Below are 22,226 nucleotides of genomic sequence, written 5' to 3'. Positions count from 1 at the left end.
CCTGCCTAGCATTCCCACATGACCGACACGCTGACCTCCTCGAACGCCGCCGCCGCGAACGCCGCCGCCACGCCCGACGCACCCGCCGCGGCCCTCGCCGCGCCCCTCGACCGTGCCGCCTTCGCCCGCGAGTGGGAGGAGTGGCACCGCGCCCACGAGGCCTCCCGCGCGAGCGGCCACGGCTTCCTCGCCGTGACCGGCCTGCACTGGCTCGACGCCGAGCCGAAGCGCCTCGACGGCACGCCGGGCCTCTGGTCGACGAGCGACGCCGGCCCGGTCGTCGAGCTCGCCGATGGCGAGCTGCTCGAGCTCGACGGCGTCGCGCTCGATGGGCGCCACGAGTTCGGCCAGATCCCCGAGCGCGGGGGCGTCACGCTCCGCTCGGGCGACCTCGCGATCGAGCTCGCCCGCCGCGGCGGCAACGACATCGTGCGCCCGCGCGACCCGGCGTTCCCGTTCCTCGCCGCCTACTCGGGCACGCCGACGTACCTGCCGAACCCGCGCTGGCTCGCAGTGGGCCGCTTCGTGCCGTTCGACGAGCCGCGCGAGGTCACGGTCGACGCCGCGGTCGAGGGCCTGCAGCACGTCTACGAGGCGCCGGGCGAGGTCGAGTTCGTGCTGCGCGGCGAGGCCTTCCGCCTGATCGCGTTCAACGGCCACGCGCCGGGCAGCCTCTTCGTGCTCTTCACCGATGCCACGAGCGGGCTCACGACGTATGCCGCCAACCGCAGCCTCGCGATCGACGCGCCCACCGAAGACGGCACCGTGCTGCTCGACTTCAACCGCGCCGTGAACCTGCCGTGCGCCTACACCGACTACGCGACGTGCCCGCTGCCGCCTGCCGGCAATCGCCTGCCGGTCGGCATCGAGGCGGGCGAGAAGACCCCGCTCGCCCGGGTCGAGGCGACCAACGCAACGGCCACGAGCACGGCGGTCTGAGCCATGCGGTTCCAGCTGCTCGACATCGTCCCCCACGTCGAGAACCCCGTCACCGGGCGGCTCGTGAGCGCCGCGGAGCGACTCGACCAGACCGTCGAGTCGGCCAGGCGCGCCGAGCGCCTCGGCTTCGACGCGTTCTCGGTGGGCGAGCGTCACGCCGGGCACTTCCTGTCGTCCTCGCCGACGGTGCTGCTCGGCGCGATCGCCGCGACCACCTCGCGCATCCGCCTGCACACGGGGGTCACGGTGCTCTCGGTGCTCGACCCGGTGCGCGTCGCCGAGGACTACGCGACGATCGACCAGCTCTCGCGCGGCCGGCTCGAGCTGACCATCGGCAAGGGCAACGAGGCCGCGCAGTTCCCGCTGTTCGGGCTCGAGATCGACGACCAGTGGGAACTCCTCGCCGACAAGTACGCGCTGCTCCGCCGCCTCTGGCGCGAGACCGACGTCGAGTGGGCGGCGACGCCCTACACGCGGGCGCAGCACGCGACGACGACGCTCCCCCGGCCCTTCGCCGGCGCACCCCGCGTGTGGCACGGCTCGGCGACGACGCTCGCCTCCGCGGCCCTCGCGGCGAAGTGGGGCGACCCCCTCTTCAGCGCCAACGCAATCCAGCCGCTGCAGAACTACGCGGTGCTCGTGCGGCACTACCGCGACGAATACGCCAGGCACGGCCACGACCCCCGCCACGCCTACGTCGGCGCCGGATCAGGCTCGCTCTACCTGGCGGATACGACGCAGCAGGCCAAGGAGCTCTACGGTCCCGTCTACGATGCATTGGTGGCAGCGACCAACGTTCCAGGCAACAACACCCCCTTCCGCGACATCGATCACGCGATCGCCGAGGGCCCCGCGCTCGTGGGCAGCCCCCAGCAGGTCATCGACAAGATCGGCCGGTTCCACGAGACCTTCGGTCACGACCTGCAGTCGGTGAGCCTGCCGACGACGCTGCCGATCGAGCAGCAGCACGAGCAGCTCGACCGCCTCGCCTCCGAGGTGTTCCCGGCGCTGCGGCGCGAACTGCCGACGACCCTGTGGGGCGAGGGCGACCCCTACGCGGCGCGTCCGGCCTTCGCCGGCGGTTCCGAGGCGGATGCCGCGGCCATCGTCGAGGCGTCCCGCACCGTGCGCGAGCCGGTGGCCGCCTGATGGCCGGGGCGACCGCGTTCACGATCCGCGCCGCGCGACCCGAGGAGTACCCGGCCGTCGCCGCGCTCACCGATCGCGCCTTCGCAGCCGGACCGTACGGGCACCTGCCCGTCTCGGCCGAGCGGCGCGCACTCGTGAACGCGGTCGCCGAACGCGCGGCCGACGGCGCCGTGCTCGTCGCCGTCGAGTACGAGCCAGACGCCGACCCCGCGGGCGACTCCGGCCGCCTCCTCGGCACCGTGAGCCTGGTGCGGGCCGACTCCGCGCAGGCGCGCCTCGCGACCGGCGACGAGGCCGAGCTCCGCCTGCTGGGGGTCGCCCCCGAGGCCCGCGGACGCGGCATCGGCGAGGCCCTCGCCCTCGCCGCGCAGGAGGAGGCGCTCACCTGGGGCGCGCCCGCCGTCGTGCTCGACACCGGCACGCTGAACCGCACCTCGCAGCGGCTCTACGAGCGGCTCGGCTACGAGCGCTTCACGTCGGCCGGCGCGGTGCAGGTGCCTGAGACGGATGCCGCGGCATCCGAAGACCGCATCGACCACGTCGACTACCGCCTGCCGCTGCGCGACCGCGACGACCTCGTGATCAGGCTCGTGCGCGACGACGAGATCGAGGCCGTCGGCGCCCTATCGCTGCGCGCCTACGATTACGCGTACGACCTGACCGACGGCTACCGCGCCTCGATCGTCGACGTCGCCCCGCGCGCCCGCGAGCACCAGGTGTGGGTCGCGGCCGACCGCGCGACCGGCGAGCTGCTCGGCAGCGTCGCGACGCCCCGTCGCGGCAGCACGATCTCGCCGCTCGCCCAGCCCGGCGAACTCGACTTCCGCCTGCTCGCCGTCGACCCGCCCGCCCGCGGACGCGGCATCGGCGAGGCCCTCACGCGCCTCGCCATCGAGCTCGCCCGCCTGCGTGGACTCGACCGCGTCGTCATGAACAGCGGCGAGCAGATGACCGGCGCGCACCGCCTCTACGGGCGTCTCGGCTTCAGTCGCCTGAGCGAGCGCGAGCACGACATCGTCGAGGGCGACCGCCGCATCCGGCTGTACGCGTTCACGATCGACGTGCCGCACGCGATCAGGAGCATCGCCGCATGACCGATCACGACGTCATCGTCGTCGGCGGCGGGGCCATGGGCTCGGCCGCCGCCTGGCAGCTCGCCTCCCGCGGTCGCGACGTGCTGCTGCTCGAGCGCTTCGCCGTCGGGCACGCGAACGGCGCCTCGCACGGTGCGAGCCGCAACTTCAACGTCTCGTACGCGGATGCCGCGCACGTCGCCCTGCTCGTCGAAGCCGGCCGGCAGTGGCGGGAGCTCGAGGCCGAGACCGGCACGAACCTGCTCGCCCAGGTCGGCATCGTGAACCACGGCGACCACCCCGACCTCGACGCCGTGCACGCGGCCCTCGGATCCGTCGGCATCCCAAGCGAGTTCCTGCCCGCCGACGAGGCGGGTGCGCGCTGGCCCGGCCTGCGCTTCACGACGCGAGTGCTGCACACCCCGACCGCCGGGCGGCTGAACGCCGATGCATCCGTGCGCGCGCTGCAGCAGGCGGCCGCCGCCCGAGGCGCCGAGGTGCGCCACGAGACGCCAGTGCGCGGCATCCGCGTGCTCGACGACGACCGCGTCGAGGTGACGCTCGGGGACGACGCTGGCGAGACCGCCACGCTCACCGGCCGTCGCGTGATCGTCGCCGCCGGCGCCTGGACGTCGAAGCTCGTCGGCGGCCTGCTGCCGCTGCCAGAGCTCGTCGTCACTCAGGAGCAGCCCGGACACTTCGCCGTGATCGACACCTCGTTCGAATGGCCGGGCTTCAACCACCGACCCGGCCCCGGCGACGACTGGTGGTACTCGGGCGTCTACGGCATGCTCACGCCCGGCGAGGGCGTCAAGGCGGGCTGGCACGGCACCGGGCCCGTCGTCGACCCCGACCGCCGCGACTTCACGGCCGAGCCCGTGCAGTTCGAGGCGCTGCGCCGCTACGTGCGCGAGTGGATCCCCGGAGCCGACGCCGACGCCGCCCGCGCCATCAGCTGCACCTACACGACGAGCCCCGACTCGGTCTTCGTGCTCGATGCCGTCGGTCCGCTCGTCGTGGCCGCCGGCTTCTCGGGGCACGGCTTCAAGTTCACGCCGGCGATCGGCCGCGTGCTCGCGGACCTCACGGAGGGGCGTTCGTCGCCCGAGCCGTTCCGCCTCACGCGCTTCGCCTGACGGCGGCGGGCCAGGGGACGTCCCAGTGAGGCCCGTACCGCTACGCCGCGAAGCCCAACCCGCGCGCTTCGAGCTCTTCCCCGAGGATCCGGATCGCCTTCGGTCCGACCCCATGGATCTGCAACAGGTCGGATGCGCTGAGCGAAGTGAGTTGATCGAATCGAGTGATGCCGTTCGCGGCGAGTTCGCGCCGCGCAACCTTGCCGAGTGACATCGGGAACTCAGATTCATCGTCCACGCGGACACCCTATCGATCAGCCTTCTCGGCGGGCCAGAGCTAGCCGACCTTCGGGAGCAACCGGCCGCTCGTGCGGTACCAGACGACCTCTCCGCTCGGGCCGCGCACAAAGTCGGAGCGCGGAGAGAGGGGGCTCGCACCAACCACTTGGTCATCGCCGTAGAAGTCCACGAACTCGGGCGGCGCTGCATCGGACACCGTGCCATCCGGATTCAGTGGGCGGATGCGCAGTCGGCCGTTCTCGCCGGCGAATTCGAGCGTCACGCTTGCCTTGGTGCCGTCGGGCCCGATCTCGGAGAGGTCGTACCGACCTTCGTACGGGGCCAGCTGCGCAGCGGTGCTGGTTCGGGGATCGGCCGGCAGGTTGTGGACGCCGGCAAACCGCGACAACGCCCAGTCGTCTTGGAAGAAGGTACTCAGGAGCTTCGGGCCATCCTCGGAGTTCGTGAGCATGGCGATGCCGAAATTCCGTTCGGGAACGAAGAGGAACCCGCTGTGCTGCCCGGGCCAATCGCCGCCGTGCTGCACGACGCTGACTCCTTCTGCGGTCGGCCGCACCCGGAGGCTGACGGCGTACCCGTCGATCTCGATGAAGATCGTTCCCCCGGGGCCCGGGTTCGAGTGCATCGCCTCGAGCGAACCAGGGCTGAGGATGCGACGGCCGTCGGGTCCGGTGCCGTCGCCCAGGTGGAAGCGCAGGTAGCTCAGTTGATCGCGAGCGCTCGAGATGAGGGCGCCGGTCGGGTTGAGCGACCTCGGGACGTACCAGTAGGACGGTTCCAGCACCGCCTTGCCGTCGACCACGTTGTGGGCGCCGGTGAAGGTGTGTCCGACGAGGTCGTCGGTGAAGAACCGGGTCTGGTCGAGCCCCAGCGGGTCGAGCACGAGCTCCTGCATGGCCTGCTCGAACGTCGTTCCGTGCACCTTCTCCACCACGCGGCCCGCGAGCACGACTGCGGCGTTGTTGTAGAAGAACGTGGACCCGAGCGGAGTCAACTGGGGCAGGCCCGCCATGCTCGCCACGTAGCGCTCGATCGCATCGTCGCCCCGCCCGAAGTCCTGCAGATCGTCACCGAACCAGCCGGCGGTGTGGTTCAGCAGGTGCCGCACGGTCACGTTGGCCGCCACATCCTGGTCGGCGACGGCGAACTCCGGCACATAGGTGCGCACGGTCTGGTCGAGGTCCACCTTGCCCGCATCGACCAGGCGCATCATCGCGGTGCCGGTGAATGTTTTGGTCGTCGATCCGATGCGGAACAACGAACGCTCGTCCACCGGCACCGGCGCGTCGACGCTGGTGATCCCGAAACCGCGCACGTGCTCGTGCCCGTCGTGCAGTACCGCCACCGCGACGCCGGGCACCGCGTACTCCTCCATCGCGGACTGGATCTTCGCGTCGAGCTCGGCGAAGAGGGCGTCGGACGCGCTGGGCGACGATGCATCCGTCGGGCCGCTGCTCCCGGTCGGGCTCGAAGCACCCACGTCCTCCGTGGTGCATCCCGCCACCACCGTTCCGGCCGCCACGATGGCAGCCAGGTCAGCAGACCTCCGCAGCATCGACCGCCTCGACATCGTCCACGACGCAGTCGCGACTTCCTTGTCCAGCAGGCCCATGGTTGCTCCTCGCGCCGAGTCTGGCAGAGGCTCCTCGGCCGGCGCGACCACCGTTCAGGGGCCTCCTTGCGCACCACGACCACCCCGAATCCGTCCCACTTGGGCGCAAAACGCAAGCACGAGGCTTCGACGCCTGCTCGGGGAGGTAGGCATTCGTTCGCGCGAACGAACCCGAGCAAACGGGGGCTCGCACATTGTGTGGCAACGCCGAACGAAACAACGCGGATCGGGTGCCCCGAGACTGACCTGATCGCCGCTACCGAACGGGGCCCGCTGTTGCAGTCGGCACTCGTCGAGGGTCGGCTTCACTGGGCGAAGCAAACGATACGCCTCGCACAACCGAGGGGTGCGGTCGAAGTGAGCCCACCGACAGCTAGGGACCGTCTTCCGTGTCATGAAGTCGCGGTCCGACGCTCTCCCTTGGGTGCAGATGGTCGACATGGCAGAAGTCGGGGCCGCGTCCCTCCGTCATTCCAGATGTGCGCGAGCTGGCTGGATGCCCGGTCAGTCTGCAGCTATCCGTGAGCATCGGTGGCCGGAGCCATGCGGGTGCGGAGCACTATGCCGCAAACAGGTAGGCCCAGGCCTTCTGGAATGGAGCAGAGACGATCTTTCTCCACCACTTCCGAATCCCCCACCGGGTCTTGCGTGCGAACTTCCGCACGACACCCACCTTGCGTTTGGACTCCATGCGCGCCCGATCCGCGTACTCGGCTTCCAGGTTGGCCCGCATCCGACGCGCCATCCGCGCGACACTACGAGAGTGCTTAGGAATTCGTTCGCCTCGCAGCCACGCTGCGACCGTTTCGAATCCTGCCCACCCCATCTGCACATATCCGTACCGAGCGTTGTTCCAGGGACTTAGGCCCTCGTAGAACGCGCGGGAATGCACTCCAAGTCCATCCATTAGTTCGAGCGCAGCGCTGCGGTGTTTCCCTCGCCCCCCTGCCATATTCGCTGCGCCCGCCGCGAGGCCCGTTGCGACGGTGTCCCACTGCTCCTCGTACGGGGAGCACTCATTGCCGTATCCCGGCCTCGGTTGAGTCTCATTCGCGAATTCGGCAAACGTATAGAAGGCCATCATGACCTTCTGGACCTCTTCTCGAACTGCTCGAGTCTGCTCGTCGCGACGTCAGGCCCGCTCGTTGAATAGCGTGATGCTCTGAGCGATGAGCACGCCGACAAGGGCGAACGTCGGCACCGCCATCGCGACCCACAGCGGCGTCGAGGATTCCATGCGTTTGAGAATATCGGCGGCCGCAGGGCGAAGGCCGCACTGAGGGGCTTCACCTGCTGTCTTGGAGCACTGGGATGCGTTCGCTGATTTACTGCTTATGCGCGATGGTCGTCTGGCCTCGGATAAGCCCGAGCATGTCCGCCACCCGCAATACACTCGATCCCGAGTATCTCCGCGCAGTCGAGCGGCGACACGGGAACAAGACGAACCTTGGGGACCCATGAAGTACGCGTACGAGGATCAGTCTCCCGCGCAGTTTGAGACGTTAGTCGTTTTGCTCTGCCAGGAACTGTTAGGCGCCTCCGTGCAGGGCTTTGCCGCGGGCCCTGACGGTGGTCGAGACGCCCGGTTCGAAGGAACGGCTCAACTCCATCCCAGCACCGCTTCGCCCTGGAAGGGGCGGGTCGTCATCCAGGCAAAGCACACCAACGGGTTGAATCGATCATTCAGCGAGACGGACTTCTACTCTCCAGATCGGAAATCGACTGTGCTCGGGGACGAGCTACCTCGAATTCATGCGCTACGGTCTTCCGGCGAACTCGACCACTACATGCTCTTTTCAAACCGGCGACTCACAGGGGATACAGAGTCAGCAGTTCGTCACGCGATCTCGAGTTCGTGCACCCTCCCGACCGCCTCGATCTACCTATGCGGCGTCGAGCAGCTTGAATTGTGGCTGAAGCGCTTCAAGCATGTCCCAGACATGGCAGAGCTTGATCCACTCGACTCTCCGCTTATCGTCAGCCCCGAGGATCTGGCAGAAGTGGTCGAGGCATTCGCGCGCCAGTCCGGCGCGATCGACGACGTCTTGGATGATCCGCCGGTGGCGCGCGTGGACCTCGCAACAAAGAACCGCCTCAATGGCATGACGGACGCGTACGCGCAATTGCAGCGGCGCAAGTATCTCAAGGATACGGAGCAGATCAGGCGCTTCCTTGCTGCTCCCGAGAACGCCCACATCCTGCCGCTCTACGAGGGAGCGGCAGACGAGTTCCAAGCGAAGATCGTTGCGAACCGCGCCGACTACCAGTCCTTCGACAAGGTCATGGAGTACCTCATCGACCTGCTTTTCGCGCGCGATGCGGTACTTCGCCAGCGACAACACAAGCGACTCACGCGCGCCCTCGTGTTCTACATGTACTGGAACTGCGATATTGGGGAGACGGAGGAACCGAATGCTAAGACCCACTAAGCACTCTCACCCCGACCAAACTGTGGTGGGCCTCGCGACGATCCTTCTGGGGTCACTAAAGAAGTCACGTCTCATCAAGTACGACGCGCTCCTCGCCGTCGCTCGCAAGCATGTCTCTGGCGGGGACGTTCTCTTCCTGCCAGCACTGAACTTTCTATTCAGCCTTGGCCTCGTGACGTATCGCTCAAAGACGGATGCGTTCGAGTACTCGGGAGCGCAATGAAGCTCTCGAAGCTGTACTCGAACCAACCCGACCTCTTCCGACCGATCGAGTTCAACCCGGGCCTCAACGTCGTGCTCGCGGAGATCCGGCTGCCCGAAAACCTCAATCGAGACACTCACAACTTGGGCAAGACGACCGTCGGCACCTTGATCGATTACTGCCTACTGTCCGGACGAGATAACACCATGTTTCTCTACAAGCACGCACAGCGATTCAGATCGTTCGTCTTCTATCTGGAAGTTGCCTTGCGCGATGGAAGCTACCTAACCATCCGTCGCGGAGTCGAGAACGCAACGAAGATCTGCTTCAAGCGACACCTCGGTTCAGGACAGGACTACTCGAGCCTCAAGCCTGAGTTGTGGGATCACGTCGACATCGCGTTCGATCGGGCGCGCGACATCCTCGACGGTCTTCTGAACCTTACCGGCTTCTCTCCGTGGGCATATCGGAAGGGATTGGGCTATTTCCTGCGTTCGCAGGACGACTACGGGGACGTCTTCCAGCTCAATCGTTTCGCCGCCGCTCACGCGGACTGGAAGCCGTTCATCGTTCACATGCTCGGGTTCGACGGGCGTCTCGTCGACAGCTTCTACAAAGAAGAATCCAAGGTCGAGGTTCTAGTCACGCAGCAACAGGTCATTCATCGCGAACTTGGAGGTTCAGCCGAAGATCTCAGCAAAGTCGAGGGAATGCTCCTGCTAAAGGAGAAGCAGGCCGCTGACCGTCAGCAGCTCTTGGATGGGTTTGACTTCCGCAAGAACGACCGCGACGCCACAAAGAGACTGGTCGATGAGGTCGACGAGCAGATCGCCGCGCTTAATGGCGAACGTTACTCTCTTACCCACAATCGCAAACGCGTCGTGTCATCTCTCGATGAAGGCCGCATGATGTTCGACCCCGATGACGCGGCGGCGCTTTTCGCCGAGGCGGGTATCTACTTCGCTGGCCAGCTTAAGCGTGATTACGAACAGCTCATCGAGTTCAATAAGGCCATCACCGACGAGCGGCGCCAGTACCTACTCGAAGAGAAAGAGACGATTGACGCGCGGCTTCGTGAAGTTTCCACCGAGCTGAACAAGCTGGGAAAGCAGCGCAGCGCGAGTCTGGCGTACCTCACGGAGAGCGACGTCGTCGACAAGTACAAGCACGCATCGCAAGAGCTTGTGCAAATCCAGGCCGATGTGCTCGCATTGAAGCGCCAGAAGGAGCATCTGAGGTCTTTGCAGCGACTGCGTGATGAGATCCGCACCGCGTCAGAGATAGTCGAGCGTCTCGAGATAGCGCTCGAGCGAGAGTTCGAGCAGAAGAACGATGCGCATAGCGAAGGCGTCTATACCGACATGCGCGTTGAGTTTGATGCCATTGTCAAGGCGGTTCTTGACCAGAACGCGATCCTCACGGTGCAGCTAAATAAGGCGCACCATCCGACCTTCGACGCGCAGATTCTCGACCAATCCGGACGCGAGACTAGCGCCCAACGGGGCCACACGTACAAAAAACTCCTGTGCATTGCCTTCGACCTTGCTCTACTTCGAACGCACGTCGACGCTGGATTCCCATCGTTTGCGTTCCACGACGGCGTGTTCGAGTCGCTTGACAGGCGGAAGAAGACGAATCTCATGGGGGTGCTTCGTGAAAACGTTTCCGCCGGGCTCCAACAGATCATCACCTTGATCGATACCGACCTCCCGCCAAGCGACGACGGCGCACCCGTGTTCGACGAGGGTGAAATCATCATTCGCTTGCATGACGAAGGCGAAGACGGCCGCCTCTTCCGTATGGCCTCCTGGTAGTTGGGATTCGGGTCGCCGGCCTAATCGACTTCCCCGACAAGGCCTTGCCCGATGCGCTCTCCGGGGCTTACGTTCCTTGCACGGTGAGGGATCCGTCGACCTCGCACCGGCCCACGCGATGACTTCGACTCGACACCGCGTCCGTCCACGTCCACGTCCACGTCCACGTCCACGTCCACGTCCACGTCCACGTGGGCGATGTTCGGCGCGACGCGAGCGGTCAGCGCCACTGGGAACCCAAGTCGCAGCTAGGTTAGCGGCGCTGTGCTCTTAGCGAAGAGCTTCTGCAACTCCTTGTGCTCGTCCCGGTCCGGGTTGCTTTTCCAGAGATTGCGCGAGGGGTGATAGACCTTGAGGGGCTTGCCAGGAAGGCCTGTCAGCCCGCGGGCGAATCGCTGGACGAACGCACCACATACGACCACCGTTGCGCCGCGCTCAAACGTCACCCGACCTACCCGGCTCTGTAGCCCGGCGAGAAGAATGTTACCGATGCGATTCGCTTCTGGTGTCAGAGTGCCATCGACTCTCCAGGCCATGGAATCGCGGACGACGCGAATTAGGTCCCATTCGTCGGGCGTGAGCGGCCCGGCCTTGTCCTCGTAGGCCTCGGGCTGGAGCGGAACGTTGGATACGTTCATGATGGCCACTCGGTAGTCGCCGGCGATGTGTAATGCATCGACGAACTCGCCAAGGCTCCCGCCTGTCTCGTCACCGATCAGGTATTCAAGGGCGGACTGGCCTGCTCCTCCGACGACTGGTGTTCCAGCCCGGAGTTCGTCGGAATGCGGCGACTCGAGGATAAGGAGGAGTTGCACTGCCGCGCCCGCCGGCGGGAGGAGGTCACGAACATGAGCATCCTTTAGCGGGCCGCTTCCGTCTTCGCTCACATAGTCGTCAATGGTCATAGGATTCCCCTTTGTCATCGCTAACTTGGCATTTCAGCGGACCGCATTTCCACTTCGCGGTAGCGCACACCAACGGTTGCTTGAGCATTCAAGGCACGCGCGTTAACAGCCGTGCCGAGACCGCGAGGGCCGAACATCTTGAGCGTTTGGCGCGGGTTCCGAGGCGCCGCTCGCTACTCCCATGCCGAGCGTATACGGGGACGCCCTCAAGGCTTGACGCCCGCATGAGCGTCCGTGAACGACGGAAGCGCTCGGCACCGCATCCGCTAGGACGTGGAAGGCAGGTCTGGGCAGGTGATCCGTTGCGGGCCCAACTTGGTCCAAATTTATTGTGTGCGATTCTCCCCGCGAGTGGCTTCATCAGCGTTCACCGCAGGTGCCAACTGGCACGGGATCATCTTGCCCAAGACGAGCGCATCTCCAACAGCCAGCATCGATGCCTCATGTTAGCCAGTCGAATCGCGTCGACTCGCTATTGTCTGCATGACGCCCGCCCAGAGAAGGATGAGAATGGCCAACGCCCAGACCCCGCCCGTCGACAAGCCGATCAGCTCTGCTGTCGAGGATGCTATCGGCCGGGCAGTGGTCGCCCATGATTTTGCACGATCAGTCCGAGAACTTGATGTGTCGAACGGCGTTGTCGTTGGAGTACTTGGCGCGTGGGGGCATGGAAAGACGTCGTTCGTGAATCTGATGAAAGAGCAATTCGCGACCGAGCCGGAGCTCGTCGTTGTCGAGTTCAACCCGTGGCTCTTCTCAGGTACCCAACCGCTAACCGACGTCTTCTTCCGGGAGATAGCTGCGGAGCTTCGGGTGGAGGACCGGTCCAGGTTCGAAACCATTGCAGAAGGTCTCAACAAGTACGGGGACGTGCTCAGCCCGGTGGCAGTCATACCCTTCGTAGGAGGTTGGTGGGACCGCGCCTACCGCGCGACCAAGACACTCGCGAATTGGTGGGCCGATCGCAAGAAGGGCAGTCGAACATTCCGCACTACCGTGACCGACGCACTATCCGAGTTGGATCACCCAATCGTTGTTGTTATTGACGACATTGATCGACTCCACACATCTGAGATCAGGGACATCTTCAAGTTGGTCAGGCTGACGGCGAGCTTTCCCAACGTCGTATATCTACTCGCGTTCGATCGAGTCCGAGTAGAGCAGGCGCTTACAGAGGAAGGTGTCTCTGGGCGGTCCTACCTCGAGAAAATCGTTCAGCTCAGCTTTGACCTACCCGCGATTCCACACGAAATGTTGCGCGCTGAGGTCTTCGAGAAGCTGAACGTGGTGCTTGACGGCGTCGAGGAACTGCGGTTCGACCAGGGGGCCTGGACTGATGTCTACGTCGAAATCGTTGAGCCACTAATTGCCAACCTCCGAGATGTGACCAGACTCGCCTTGTCCTCCGCACCAACGGTACGCGCGCTCGGGGCTGACATCGAGGGTGTTGACCTGCTCGCGCTGGAATCAGTCCGAGTTTTCCGGCCCGAGATCTTTGGCGCATTGCAGAGGGTACGAACCTCGCTTACCGAGATCCCGGACAACTCGTTCGGCCGCTCTGATACATCGCGGCAGCAAGCTGAGATCGATGGGTTGCTGGAGATCGCGGGCAGCAATGCCGACCTTGTGCGGCAATTGATTCGGCGATTGTTTCCCGCCGCGCGCCGATACATCGAAAACAATCAGTACGGTCGCAATTCCCAGGCAGTCTGGCTGCGTGAGCATCGCGTGGCTCACATCTCATTCCTCGACCTGTACTTCAGCCGTGCTGCGCCGAGCGACCTAAGGTCCTTCCGGAATGCGGAGCGGGCAAGCACGCTCTTAAACGACGCAACCGCCCTCGGAGCATTCCTCGACTCTCTCCCAATCGATGAGCTCGAGGACGCAATCTCGGGACTCGAGGCGTATCAGGATGAGTACCCATCGGATGCCGTCGTGCCAGCATGCGTCACGCTGTTGAACCGCATCCATCTCATCCCCGACCGCCCGAGGGCATTCTTCGACCCAATGCGCCCCGACATCGTTGTTGGACGAGTGGTGCTGCGGTTGCTGAGTCGCATCGACGACCCAGTCGATCGCGAGCAGGCAGTCCGCACGATCCTGCCCGACCTAATTACATACTCCGCGCGAGAGGACCTCATCCGCACGGTGGGATACCGAGAAGGTAGCGGACACAGGCTCGTGCCTGAGCAGGTCGCCACAGAACTTGAAGAGACGCTAATCCAACAGATTCGCGAGTCGCCCCACTCAGCGGCACCGCAGGCAGAGTGGAATCTCGCACGCGTTCACTGGCTCGTTGCCGAGAGCCTTGCGACCGAGTACACGGCCCCCCAGTTCGTGGACCCGACTGAGGTCAGGGCGCTCTTGTTCTCAGCGAAGACAACGGCCAGGCGGCAATCGGGGGACTCACGAGCAGTTCACGAAGAAGGGCGGCTGTGGTGGGGGGCACTAGTTCAGATCTTCGGGGACGAAAGCGCGCTCGTGACTGCCATCGAGCTGTTGAAGGCGGTTGATGGGGATACCGAGCTAGTTCAGCTGGCTGAGCAGTACGCGGGAGGCTGGCGACCTAGCGAGGACAGTTTCTAGAGTCGAGTAGCGATCTGCGAATGTAAGGTGCGAGGCTCACCGACTGATGCACGAGAGCCTCCGACTCTCAGCTTTGGTGAACGATCCAGCGAGCATCGTATTGGCCAAGGTTGAAGCTGTGATCATTCGCGCATGGGCGCCGCCGGTGAACATAGATGGGAACCCCCGAAGGCTCGCACCATTGTCTCGGGGCGCGCAGTGATGGCGGCACACGCGAGGGAAGGGGCCATCGATCACGGACTCGACACCGCGTGGAGGACCGCTTGCCCAAAAGCGGATCGGCTCGAGAGCGGCAGCGGCCGGACGCCGTGTAGCGAGCAACCCTCCGCACTGCTGATAGCGTTCGGCAATGCCGTCGCCGACACCGACCCCCGTACCGATTTTGGTCGAGATAGTGGGAGGTGGGGGGTCTCCACCCTGGTGGGGTGTGCCAGTTATCGCTGGGGTGTTCCTCCTGACTGGTGGCTTCCTCACGTTCCTGTTCACCCGCAGCAATGAAGACCGAAAGGCCGCGCGAGAGCAAGCAGCTACTTGGAGGGAGGACCTGCTGGATAGGGGCGCGCATCTGCTCGACGCCGCAGACACCGTCAGGAGCCTCGGACTGCTCTCACTGAATCGCACCTCCAGTCAGTTTGCTCAGGTTGTCGTTACTAGAGGGAAGGCGGCTGCGGAGGAACTCGTGCTCAAGAGCCGGCGCGTCGCGCTCGTCATGCCATCGGATTGGGAAGAAGACCTGCAGGCCGTCGTCGCCTGGACCACTATGGTGATCACGCCCCCGTTTCAGAACGAAGGGCAACTCTTCGCTCTCCAGAAACAACTTGAGGCCATACGAACATTGGAGAGCCGCCTCCGCCAGCTACGGCGCCTCGCGCCTCTCAAACGAGGCGACTCCGATCACAGCTGGCTGCCCGACATGGCCGAGAAGGCGATGGCAAGCCTCAAGGAAGAGGTCGCACGGGAGTCTGCCGTGCCAGGCGAGGGTCGCCCGCCCAAGAGCGCCTCATCAGGTCTTGAGGCCGACCCGATCACACCACCTGAGGATGTCCGGAAGCCCGCAATCGGCTAAACGGGGTACAACCTTTTCGGCTCAGTCAGGGTTCCAGTCGGGCACGATGAGCCAGTCGAACACGCCGACTCAGCGCCCCTGGTTCTACTCCATGTCTGAGGCACCCCCTACAGTCTTGCTCACCGAGCAAGGGGGCGACGTTTGGACATCGATTGGCAGCAACTTATCTGGGATGCCCGCTGGACCGCACTCGAGCTGCTCTGGAACGCCTTCGTCCTGAACGTCGCGGCGCACTGGTGGTTCGGTCCGCTTGTTGTCGTGCTCCTCATATTGGCCGGCTGGAAGAAACTCGCCCGCGTCGGTGTCTACATTGCGAGAGCATTCGGGCATACGCACGCGGGTTAAGGCGGCTGCCGCATCTAGCCGCGAGCGGGGCGAAGCCCTCTACGCCTCGGAGGTACCGCCGTCGAGCGACGGCGTAGCGTGGATGTGCCGTGCTGAAATCGATCGCAACTCCCGCACTCGAGCGTGCGTCGCGACATTTGACGCGCGTCTCTCACGACGTGGCTCGCGGGTCCGCCAGCCCGATCTTGTGCCATTAAATGCGCGAAAAGTAGTTGGAACCAACCGTGACCGTTTCAAAGAATCCCTGATCAGCGCGATATCGCGACCATAAGAATTGAGCGAAAACGACCCAGGCTCACTGAAATCGAATGGTCACCAGATCGGTGCCGTTTGAGCCAGCAGCACGCTCGGGCACAGAAGCGGGTTTTGACGCGATGGCAGGATTCGAACCTGCGAATAGCGGGATATGAGTCCGCTCCCTTGGGCCGCTTGGGTACACCGCGATGGGGTTCGGTCCGGATGAGATGGTTCAGCTGGGGGCGAGGCCGGCGGTGATGCGGGCGAACGCCCGGGTGACGCGGCGATCGTTCAGCCGGTGACACCCGGCATCGCAACGCCCTGAAGCGCCCTGGCAGGCGCGTGATCCACAAGTCCCCGACGCCGGCGCCGACTCGATGTCGCGCGGCGCCTGCGCCGCGTCGAGCGCCTCGCCATGCAGCACGAGCCCGACGGCCGGAACCATGAAGGGAGCGCCGTACCCGCACGTTCCGAGCACGAGCATGAACCGATCGAAGGCGTTCATCGAGTTCACCTCCACCTCTCCGTCACGAGCACCGGCTCAGGAGGTCGTCACGGCCGACAGGAAGCATCACCCGGAGAAACCGGATGCCGCGCAGCCACCCGCCACGCGGCATCCGCCGTCATCCGAGCTTCTGCCTCACTCGGACTTCGGCAACCCGGGAGGGTTGATCTCGGAGGCGTCGAGCGCCTCGCTGGTCAGCGCCCAGCGGTCGAGCACCTCGTCGTAGGTGCCGTCGTCGATGATCGACTGGAGCACGAGCTGCACGGGCTCGATGAGGCCGTTGCCCTTGGCGGTGCCGGCGGCGATCGGCGCAGTCTCGGGCCATCCGCCGTTGATCGTGCCGACGAGCTTCGTCTCACCGGTCGTGGCCGCCTGGTAGGCGGAGGTGGCGTTGGGGCCGAAGCTCGCGTCGATACGCCCGGAGGTGAGGGCGAGCGTCGCCGCGGCCTGGTCGTCGTAGTAGACGAGTTCTGCAGGCGCTTCGCCGTCGGCCTCGAGCTCCTCGTTCCAGGCGAGCAGGATCTTCTCCTGGTTGGTGCCCGAGCCGACCACGATCGACAGGCCCGAGATGTCGGCGGCCTCGGAGATCGAGTCGATCTTGCTGTCGGCCTTCACGTAGAAGCCGAGTAGGTCCTGGCGGTAGCTCGCGAAGTCGTAGAGCTCCTTGCGCTCCTCGGTCACGGTGACGTTCGAGGCGATGAGGTCGTACTTGCCCGACTGGATGCCGAGGGGCCAGTCGGCCCAGTTCACGGCGACCGGGTTGTACTCGAGGTCGAGGCCGTCGGCGATCAGCGCACCGAAGTCCGCCTCGCTGCCGATGATGGTGGCGTCGTCGTCGGATGCGAGCACGCCGAGCGGGGCCGCGTACGGCGAGACCGCGACGGTGAGCTTGCCGGCCTCGACGGGCTCGAAGCCGCTTTCCTTGAGCGCTGCGACGGCGGCCTCGACCGGCTCGATCGAGGGACGGTCGGCCGCGTTCTGCGACGTGAGGTCGAACTGCGTCGAGGCCTCGACCTGCTCCTCGGTGGTCTTGCTGCCGCCGTCGGCCGCCTCGGCCGAGTTGTCGGCGCCGGCCAGGACGGCCCACGTGATGCCGCCGCCGATGAGGACCACCGCCGCGACGCCCGCGACGATCACCCCCGCCTGCTTCTTGTTGATCGCCATGATGGATGCTCCTAGTGTCGAACTGTTCCGATGGCCGGACGGTTTCTCGGATCGCCCGGTGCGGCACTGCCATGCCGCACCGGGGCTTGTCTTGCTCGCGATGCGCGCCCGACACGAGGTCGGACTCGGTGCCCGGTGCTAGAGCACCTTCGCGAGGAAGTCCTTGGTGCGCTGCTGCTTCGGCGAGCGCAGCACCTGAATGGGCGTGCCCTGCTCGACGATCTCGCCGCCGTCGAGGAAGACGACGCGGTCGGCGACCTCCCTGGCGAAGCCGATCTCGTGCGTGACCACGATGAGCGTCGTGCCGTCGCGCGCGAGTCCGCGGATCACGTCGAGCACCTCGCCGACGAGTTCGGGGTCGAGCGCGCTGGTCGGCTCGTCGAAGAGCAGCACCTTCGGCGAGAGGGCGAGGGCGCGTGCGATCGCGACGCGCTGCTGCTGCCCGCCCGAGAGCTGGCGCGGGTAGTGGTCGACCTTGTCGGCGAGGCCGACGCGTGCGAGCAGCGCCTTGGCGAGCTCGCGGGCCTCGGGCTTCGTGAGCCGCTTGAGGGCGATGGGCGCCTCGACGACGTTCTCGATCGCCGTGAGGTGCGGGAACAGGTTGAAGTTCTGGAACACGAGCCCGAACTGCGTGCGTCGCCGCAGGATCTCGGCCTCTCGCAGCTCGTGCAGCCTGCCGCCGCGCTCCTCGTAGCCGATGTACTGCCCGTCGAGCGTGATCGATCCGCGGTCGACGGTCTCGAGGTGGTTGATCGTGCGCAGCAGCGTCGACTTGCCCGAACCCGAGGGGCCGATGAGCGCGACGACCTCGCCGGGCGCGATGGTCAGCGTCACGTCGCGCAGCACGGTGTTCGTGCCGTAGGACTTCGTGACGTCGCGGATCTCGACGCGGCCGACGGTCGCCGTCGGGCGGGGCGCGAGCGGAACGTTGCCGTCGAACGACGGGGCGAGGGCGGTCTGGCTCATCGGGTGCCTCCGGTGCGGTGGTGGGCAGTCGTCGCGAGGGCATCGGCGATCGCGTCAGCCTTCGCGTTCACGCTCGCGTCGGCGGTCGCGTTCACGCTCGCGTCCTTGTTTTCAGGAGCGGTGACGGATGCCGCGTGCGTCCCTTCGTCGTTCGCCACGAACACGGCTCGGGGTTGCCGATCCGGCTCGCCCGCGGCATCCGCCCCACCGCCCTGATTCGGGTTGTCGCCGAGGCGCGACCACTGCTCGGAGATCCACTGGCGCGAGCGCTGGATCGGCGTGGGCGGCAGCTCGCGCACCGCGCCGCGGGCGAATCGCCGCTCGACGTAGTACTGCGCGACCGAGAGCACGGTCGTGATGATCGCGTACCAGACGACGGCCACGAGCAGCAGCGGGATGACCCGCTGGTTGCGGTTGTAGATGACCTGCACCGTGTAGAAGAGCTCGGGAAGCGCGACGATGAACACCACCGAGGTGCCCTTCACGAGCCCGATGATCTCGTTGAACGCGTTCGGCACGATGGCCCGGGCCGCCTGCGGCAGCGTGATGCGGAAGAAGCGGATGCGACGCGGCAGGCCGAGCGAGGCCGCAGCCTCGAGCTGCCCCTGGTCGACCGAGAGGATGCCGGCGCGGATGATCTCGGCCGAGTAGGCCGCCTGGTGCAGCGAGAGGCCGATGGTCGCGGCGGCGAACGCCGAGATCATCGTGGTCGTCGGGAACTCCACGAGCCAGAAGTCGGTGGTGAACGGGGTGCCGAGTCCGAGCGTCGGATACAGGTAGCCGAGGTTGTACCAGACGAGGATCTGCACGACGAGCGGCACCGACCGGAAGAACCAGATGTACCACCACGCCGCGGCGTTCAGCAGCGGCGACTTCGACAGGCGGAACACCGCGAGCACGGCGCCGAGCGCGAAGCCGATGACCCCCGAGATGACCGTGAGCTGCAGCGTGAGCACGAGCGACTGCAGCACCGAGGGTGCGAAGAAGTACTCGGCGAAGACGTCCCACTGCCACTTCTCGTTGCTCGCGAGCGACCACAGGAACTGCAGGATCACGAACGCGACGACCGCCGACAGCACCCAGCGGCCCCAGTGCTTGACCGGCACGACCTTGAGGCCGTGCTCGATCTCGCCGGTAGAGCGGCCGGGGGCGGTCTGCTGGTCTGCGGATGCCGCGCTCACGCGATCGCTCCTTCGCGCACGACGGATGCCGCGGCGGGCCCGACGAGCTGCTTGCGGAACCCGTGGATGCCGACCTCTTCAGGCGGCAGCGCCGTGTCGAACTGCGGCGCGTACCCCTCGCGCAGGTAGAGCGAGACGGCCTCGGGCTGGCGCGGACCGGTGGTGAGGAAGATGTCGGTGTAGCCCAGTCGACGGGCCTCGGCCTCGAGCGCGGCGACGACCTGGCCGGCGAGGCCCCGACCGCGGCGGTCGGCGCGGGTCCAGATGCGCTTGAGCTCGGCCGTGCGCTCGTCGTACCGGCGGAAGGCACCACCGGCGATCGGTGTCTCGACCCCGTCGACGAACTCGACGAGCACGAGGAAGGCGCCCGACGGCAGCGAGAACTCCTGCACCGGGTAGCGGTTGATCTCCACCTTGGCGACCTCGCCGAAGAGGTCGCCGTAGCGTGCATCGTATTCGCGCTCGAGGTCGTCGAGCAGTGGTCTGGCCAGCGGGTCGTCCGCGGCGATGAACCGCACGATCGTGTCGCTCATCGGTGCCTCCTTCGCGTGTCGGCCGGAGTGGTGTCCCCGGGGTGTGCACGAACGTACGAAGGCGGTCGCCCTGCCCGCAATCGCGGTGGACACGCGGTGTCCGATACCGTCACCGGCCGTCACGCTCGCGCGTTCCGCGGCGGTTCCCGCCGGTTTCTGGCCGTTCGGCGGCGTTCCGGTGCGTCACGGGGCGCAATCCACGTGACGATATCTGTCGTTCAGGCGGCGGACGTAGAATCGAGGTTCCGATGAGCTTCGTGCGGCTCCCAGACATTCAGGAGTCCAGCTACGTGACGACGAACGACCTCGATCCCCGATCCGACCGCAAGCCGGGGGGCAAGCGCGATCGCGATCGCCTCGCCGATCGCGCCGCCGCCTTCGCGCGCACCGATCCCTCGACCCAGCCCCCGCTGCGACTGTCCGACGGAGCCGAGCTCGTGCTCGTGACCTCGCCCCCGCGCGACCCGCGCTTCGACCGCGACGACATCGTCATGCGCAAGGGCCAGTACGCGCTGCGCAACGGACATATGACCCCCCGCGAGTCGATGATCGAAGACCTCTGCGCGATCGGCAAGGCGCTCGACTCGGCCGGCATCGGCTTCCTGCTCGTGCGCGGCAACGACGAGCGCCTCGTGATCGCCGTCGACCGCGCCGACCGCAAGGCCGTGACGCGCGCACTGGCCGAGGCGTTCGCGACCGAGCCGTTCTACGCCGAGACCGTCGAGCCCCGCCGCGACGGCGCGACCTACCCGGTGCTGCTCGCCGACGGACACCTGTCGGGCCACCGCAAGGCCACGGTCGTGCGCGTCCACCGGCCGCGCGTCGAGCCCGTCGGCCGCCTGCGCTACGGCGCAGAGACGGGCGTGCAGTTGGAGTTCTGGCGGTTCGGCGACGACACCATCGAGGCGCCTCGCGAGAACGCGCTGATGCGCCGCACGCTCCCCCGCTCCGAGGCGGTCGACGACGTCGTGCACCTGCACGGCCGCGACTGGCCCACGCTCGAGCACATGTTCACGCCGCTCGCGAGCGACGTCGACTTCGACATCGACCTCGTCTTCTCGTGGGTCGACGGCTCGAGCGACGAGTTCGTGCGCGAGCGCGCGAAGCGCATGGCCAGCTACGTCGTCGGCGACGGCGACGAGTCCGAGGCCCGCTACCGGCAGATCGACGAGCTCAAGTACGCCCTCCGCTCGGTGCACCTGTTCGCCCCGTGGATCAGGCGCATCTTCATCGCGACCGACTCGCCCGCGCCCGAGTGGCTTGCGCGGCATCCGAAGGTCACCATCGTGCGCAGCGAGGAGATGTTCGCCGACCCGTCGGTGCTGCCCACGCACAACTCGCACGCCGTCGAGAGCCAGCTGCACTACATCGACGGCCTCGCCGAGCACTTCCTCTACTCCAACGACGACATGTTCTTCGGGCGCCCCGTCTCGCCCGACCTGTTCTTCTCGCCCGGCGGCATCACGAAGTTCGTCGAGGCGGCGACCCGCATCGGCCTGGGCGACACGCACCCCGGGCGCTCCGGGTTCGAGAACGCCGCGCGCGTCAACCGCGCCCTGCTTCGCGACCGGTTCGGCAAGGTCACGACGCGCCACCTCGAGCACTGCGCGGCGCCGCTCCGCAAGTCGGGCATGGCCGACCTCGAGGCCGCGTTCCCCGAGGAGTTCCGGCGCACGGCCGCGAGCCGTTTCCGCTCGGCGACCGACATCTCGGTCACGAACTCGCTCTACCACTACTTCTCGCTGCTCACCGGGCGCGCGGTCGTACAGACCGACGCGCGCGTCAAGTACATCGAGACCACGCTGAAGCGCGCCCTGCCCGCGATGCGCCGACTGCTGAAGCGACGCGACCAGGACATGTTCTGCCTCAACGACGGCAGCAAGCCCGAGATCTCGGTCGAGGAGCGCACCGCCGCGGTCACCGAGTTCCTCGAGCACTACTTCCCATTCCCCGCCCCATGGGAGAAGGCGACGGATGCCGCGGGCGCGGCCCTGCTCGCGGCCTCCACGTCGGCCGGCTCGCCGTCCGCCCTCGCCGCCCCCGACCTCGAGCCCGCCCCCGACCTCACCGCCTGACCCGCGCTGCGCCGTCGCACCGGAATCCCGTTGTTGCGTCCGAATCCCCTCCGCTACGGATTCCCACGC

General features: G+C 66.2%; 19 protein-coding genes and 1 tRNA gene. 11 read left to right on the top strand and 9 right to left on the bottom strand.

From position 1 onward, the window contains the following. Positions 1-18 precede the first annotated feature (18 nt). The 4 genes from ATC03_RS02460 to ATC03_RS02445 are packed head-to-tail and all read left to right on the top strand — an operon-like array spanning position 19 to position 4,297. A complete protein-coding gene (locus ATC03_RS02460; protein ID WP_067872714.1) occupies positions 19-939 on the top strand; it encodes a DUF1684 domain-containing protein in 921 nt (306 codons plus the stop codon). 3 nt (positions 940-942) lie between these two features. After that, entirely contained in the window at positions 943-2,088 is a 1,146-nt protein-coding gene (locus tag ATC03_RS02455; RefSeq protein ID WP_067872711.1) for an LLM class flavin-dependent oxidoreductase, read from the top strand. After that, complete coding sequence (locus ATC03_RS19925) at positions 2,088-3,182, top strand: GNAT family N-acetyltransferase (protein ID WP_084003217.1); 1,095 nt, start codon at positions 2,088-2,090, stop codon at positions 3,180-3,182. The genes ATC03_RS02455 and ATC03_RS19925 overlap by 1 nt, the downstream gene beginning before the upstream one ends. Then, on the top strand, positions 3,179-4,297 hold the full coding sequence (locus ATC03_RS02445) for an FAD-dependent oxidoreductase (protein WP_067872707.1): 1,119 nt from the start codon (positions 3,179-3,181) through the stop codon (positions 4,295-4,297). The genes ATC03_RS19925 and ATC03_RS02445 overlap by 4 nt, the downstream gene beginning before the upstream one ends. Positions 4,298-4,337: 40 nt before the next feature. On the opposite strand, the gene ATC03_RS02440 is transcribed toward ATC03_RS02445, so the two are convergent. Beyond that, positions 4,338-4,535, bottom strand: a complete 198-nt coding sequence (locus tag ATC03_RS02440; RefSeq protein WP_067872704.1) for a helix-hairpin-helix domain-containing protein — start codon at positions 4,533-4,535, stop codon at positions 4,338-4,340. 39 nt (positions 4,536-4,574) lie between these two features. Further along, positions 4,575-6,017 carry a serine hydrolase domain-containing protein gene (locus tag ATC03_RS02435; RefSeq protein ID WP_198168774.1) on the bottom strand — a complete coding sequence of 481 codons (1,443 nt, stop codon included), beginning with the start codon at positions 6,015-6,017 and terminating at the stop codon, positions 4,575-4,577. Positions 6,018-7,606: 1,589 nt separating this feature from the next. Here ATC03_RS02435 and ATC03_RS02425 point away from each other — a divergent pair. From ATC03_RS02425 to ATC03_RS02420, 3 genes are read left to right on the top strand one after another with little or no spacing between them, the layout of a single operon-like run. Then, the gene (locus ATC03_RS02425) at positions 7,607-8,578 is read left to right on the top strand and encodes an ABC-three component system protein (RefSeq protein ID WP_067872698.1); all 972 of its coding nucleotides are present in this window, start codon (positions 7,607-7,609) and stop codon (positions 8,576-8,578) included. Further along, the gene (locus ATC03_RS21235) at positions 8,466-8,801 is read left to right on the top strand and encodes an ABC-three component system middle component 8 (RefSeq protein ID WP_418118478.1); all 336 of its coding nucleotides are present in this window, start codon (positions 8,466-8,468) and stop codon (positions 8,799-8,801) included. Before ATC03_RS02425 ends, ATC03_RS21235 begins: the two co-directional genes overlap by 113 nt. Next, the gene (locus ATC03_RS02420; protein WP_067872695.1) at positions 8,798-10,594 is read left to right on the top strand and encodes a DUF2326 domain-containing protein; all 1,797 of its coding nucleotides are present in this window, start codon (positions 8,798-8,800) and stop codon (positions 10,592-10,594) included. The genes ATC03_RS21235 and ATC03_RS02420 overlap by 4 nt, the downstream gene beginning before the upstream one ends. A gap of 248 nt (positions 10,595-10,842) precedes the next feature. On the opposite strand, the gene ATC03_RS20115 is transcribed toward ATC03_RS02420, so the two are convergent. Then, positions 10,843-11,499 carry a hypothetical protein gene (locus ATC03_RS20115; RefSeq protein WP_152030836.1) on the bottom strand — a complete coding sequence of 219 codons (657 nt, stop codon included), beginning with the start codon at positions 11,497-11,499 and terminating at the stop codon, positions 10,843-10,845. A 510-nt stretch (positions 11,500-12,009) separates the two neighbouring features. Here ATC03_RS20115 and ATC03_RS02410 point away from each other — a divergent pair. The 3 genes from ATC03_RS02410 (at position 12,010) to ATC03_RS02400 (ending at position 15,496) form a co-directional block, all read left to right on the top strand. Then, entirely contained in the window at positions 12,010-14,085 is a 2,076-nt protein-coding gene (locus ATC03_RS02410; protein ID WP_161490303.1) for a KAP family P-loop NTPase fold protein, read from the top strand. Between the two features lie 427 nt (positions 14,086-14,512). Then, the gene (locus tag ATC03_RS02405) at positions 14,513-15,151 is read left to right on the top strand and encodes a hypothetical protein (protein WP_156997203.1); all 639 of its coding nucleotides are present in this window, start codon (positions 14,513-14,515) and stop codon (positions 15,149-15,151) included. Positions 15,152-15,292: 141 nt separating this feature from the next. Beyond that, entirely contained in the window at positions 15,293-15,496 is a 204-nt protein-coding gene (locus tag ATC03_RS02400; RefSeq protein WP_067872683.1) for a hypothetical protein, read from the top strand. A gap of 369 nt (positions 15,497-15,865) precedes the next feature. Here ATC03_RS02400 and ATC03_RS02395 read toward each other — a convergent pair. From ATC03_RS02395 to ATC03_RS02370, 6 genes are all read right to left on the bottom strand, one after another. After that, positions 15,866-15,939: transfer RNA gene (locus ATC03_RS02395), tRNA-Met, on the bottom strand. Between the two features lie 26 nt (positions 15,940-15,965). Further along, positions 15,966-16,238 carry a hypothetical protein gene (locus ATC03_RS02390; RefSeq protein WP_152030835.1) on the bottom strand — a complete coding sequence of 91 codons (273 nt, stop codon included), beginning with the start codon at positions 16,236-16,238 and terminating at the stop codon, positions 15,966-15,968. Positions 16,239-16,373: 135 nt separating this feature from the next. After that, entirely contained in the window at positions 16,374-17,402 is a 1,029-nt protein-coding gene (locus ATC03_RS02385; protein WP_067872678.1) for an ABC transporter substrate-binding protein, read from the bottom strand. 138 nt (positions 17,403-17,540) lie between these two features. Continuing rightward, a complete protein-coding gene (locus ATC03_RS02380) occupies positions 17,541-18,368 on the bottom strand; it encodes an amino acid ABC transporter ATP-binding protein (RefSeq protein ID WP_067872675.1) in 828 nt (275 codons plus the stop codon). Continuing rightward, positions 18,365-19,549 carry an amino acid ABC transporter permease gene (locus ATC03_RS02375; protein ID WP_084003216.1) on the bottom strand — a complete coding sequence of 395 codons (1,185 nt, stop codon included), beginning with the start codon at positions 19,547-19,549 and terminating at the stop codon, positions 18,365-18,367. Before ATC03_RS02375 ends, ATC03_RS02380 begins: the two co-directional genes overlap by 4 nt. Further along, positions 19,546-20,082 carry a GNAT family N-acetyltransferase gene (locus tag ATC03_RS02370; protein WP_067872672.1) on the bottom strand — a complete coding sequence of 179 codons (537 nt, stop codon included), beginning with the start codon at positions 20,080-20,082 and terminating at the stop codon, positions 19,546-19,548. Before ATC03_RS02370 ends, ATC03_RS02375 begins: the two co-directional genes overlap by 4 nt. A 248-nt stretch (positions 20,083-20,330) precedes the next feature. Here ATC03_RS02370 and ATC03_RS02365 point away from each other — a divergent pair, with 248 nt between their 5' ends. Further along, a complete protein-coding gene (locus ATC03_RS02365) occupies positions 20,331-22,157 on the top strand; it encodes a stealth family protein (RefSeq protein ID WP_084003215.1) in 1,827 nt (608 codons plus the stop codon). The last annotated feature ends 69 nt before the right edge of the window (positions 22,158-22,226 follow it).

The organism is Agromyces aureus (assembly GCF_001660485.1).
Taxonomy (GTDB): domain Bacteria; phylum Actinomycetota; class Actinomycetes; order Actinomycetales; family Microbacteriaceae; genus Agromyces; species Agromyces aureus.
This window is presented reverse-complemented; position numbering and strand designations above follow the sequence as displayed.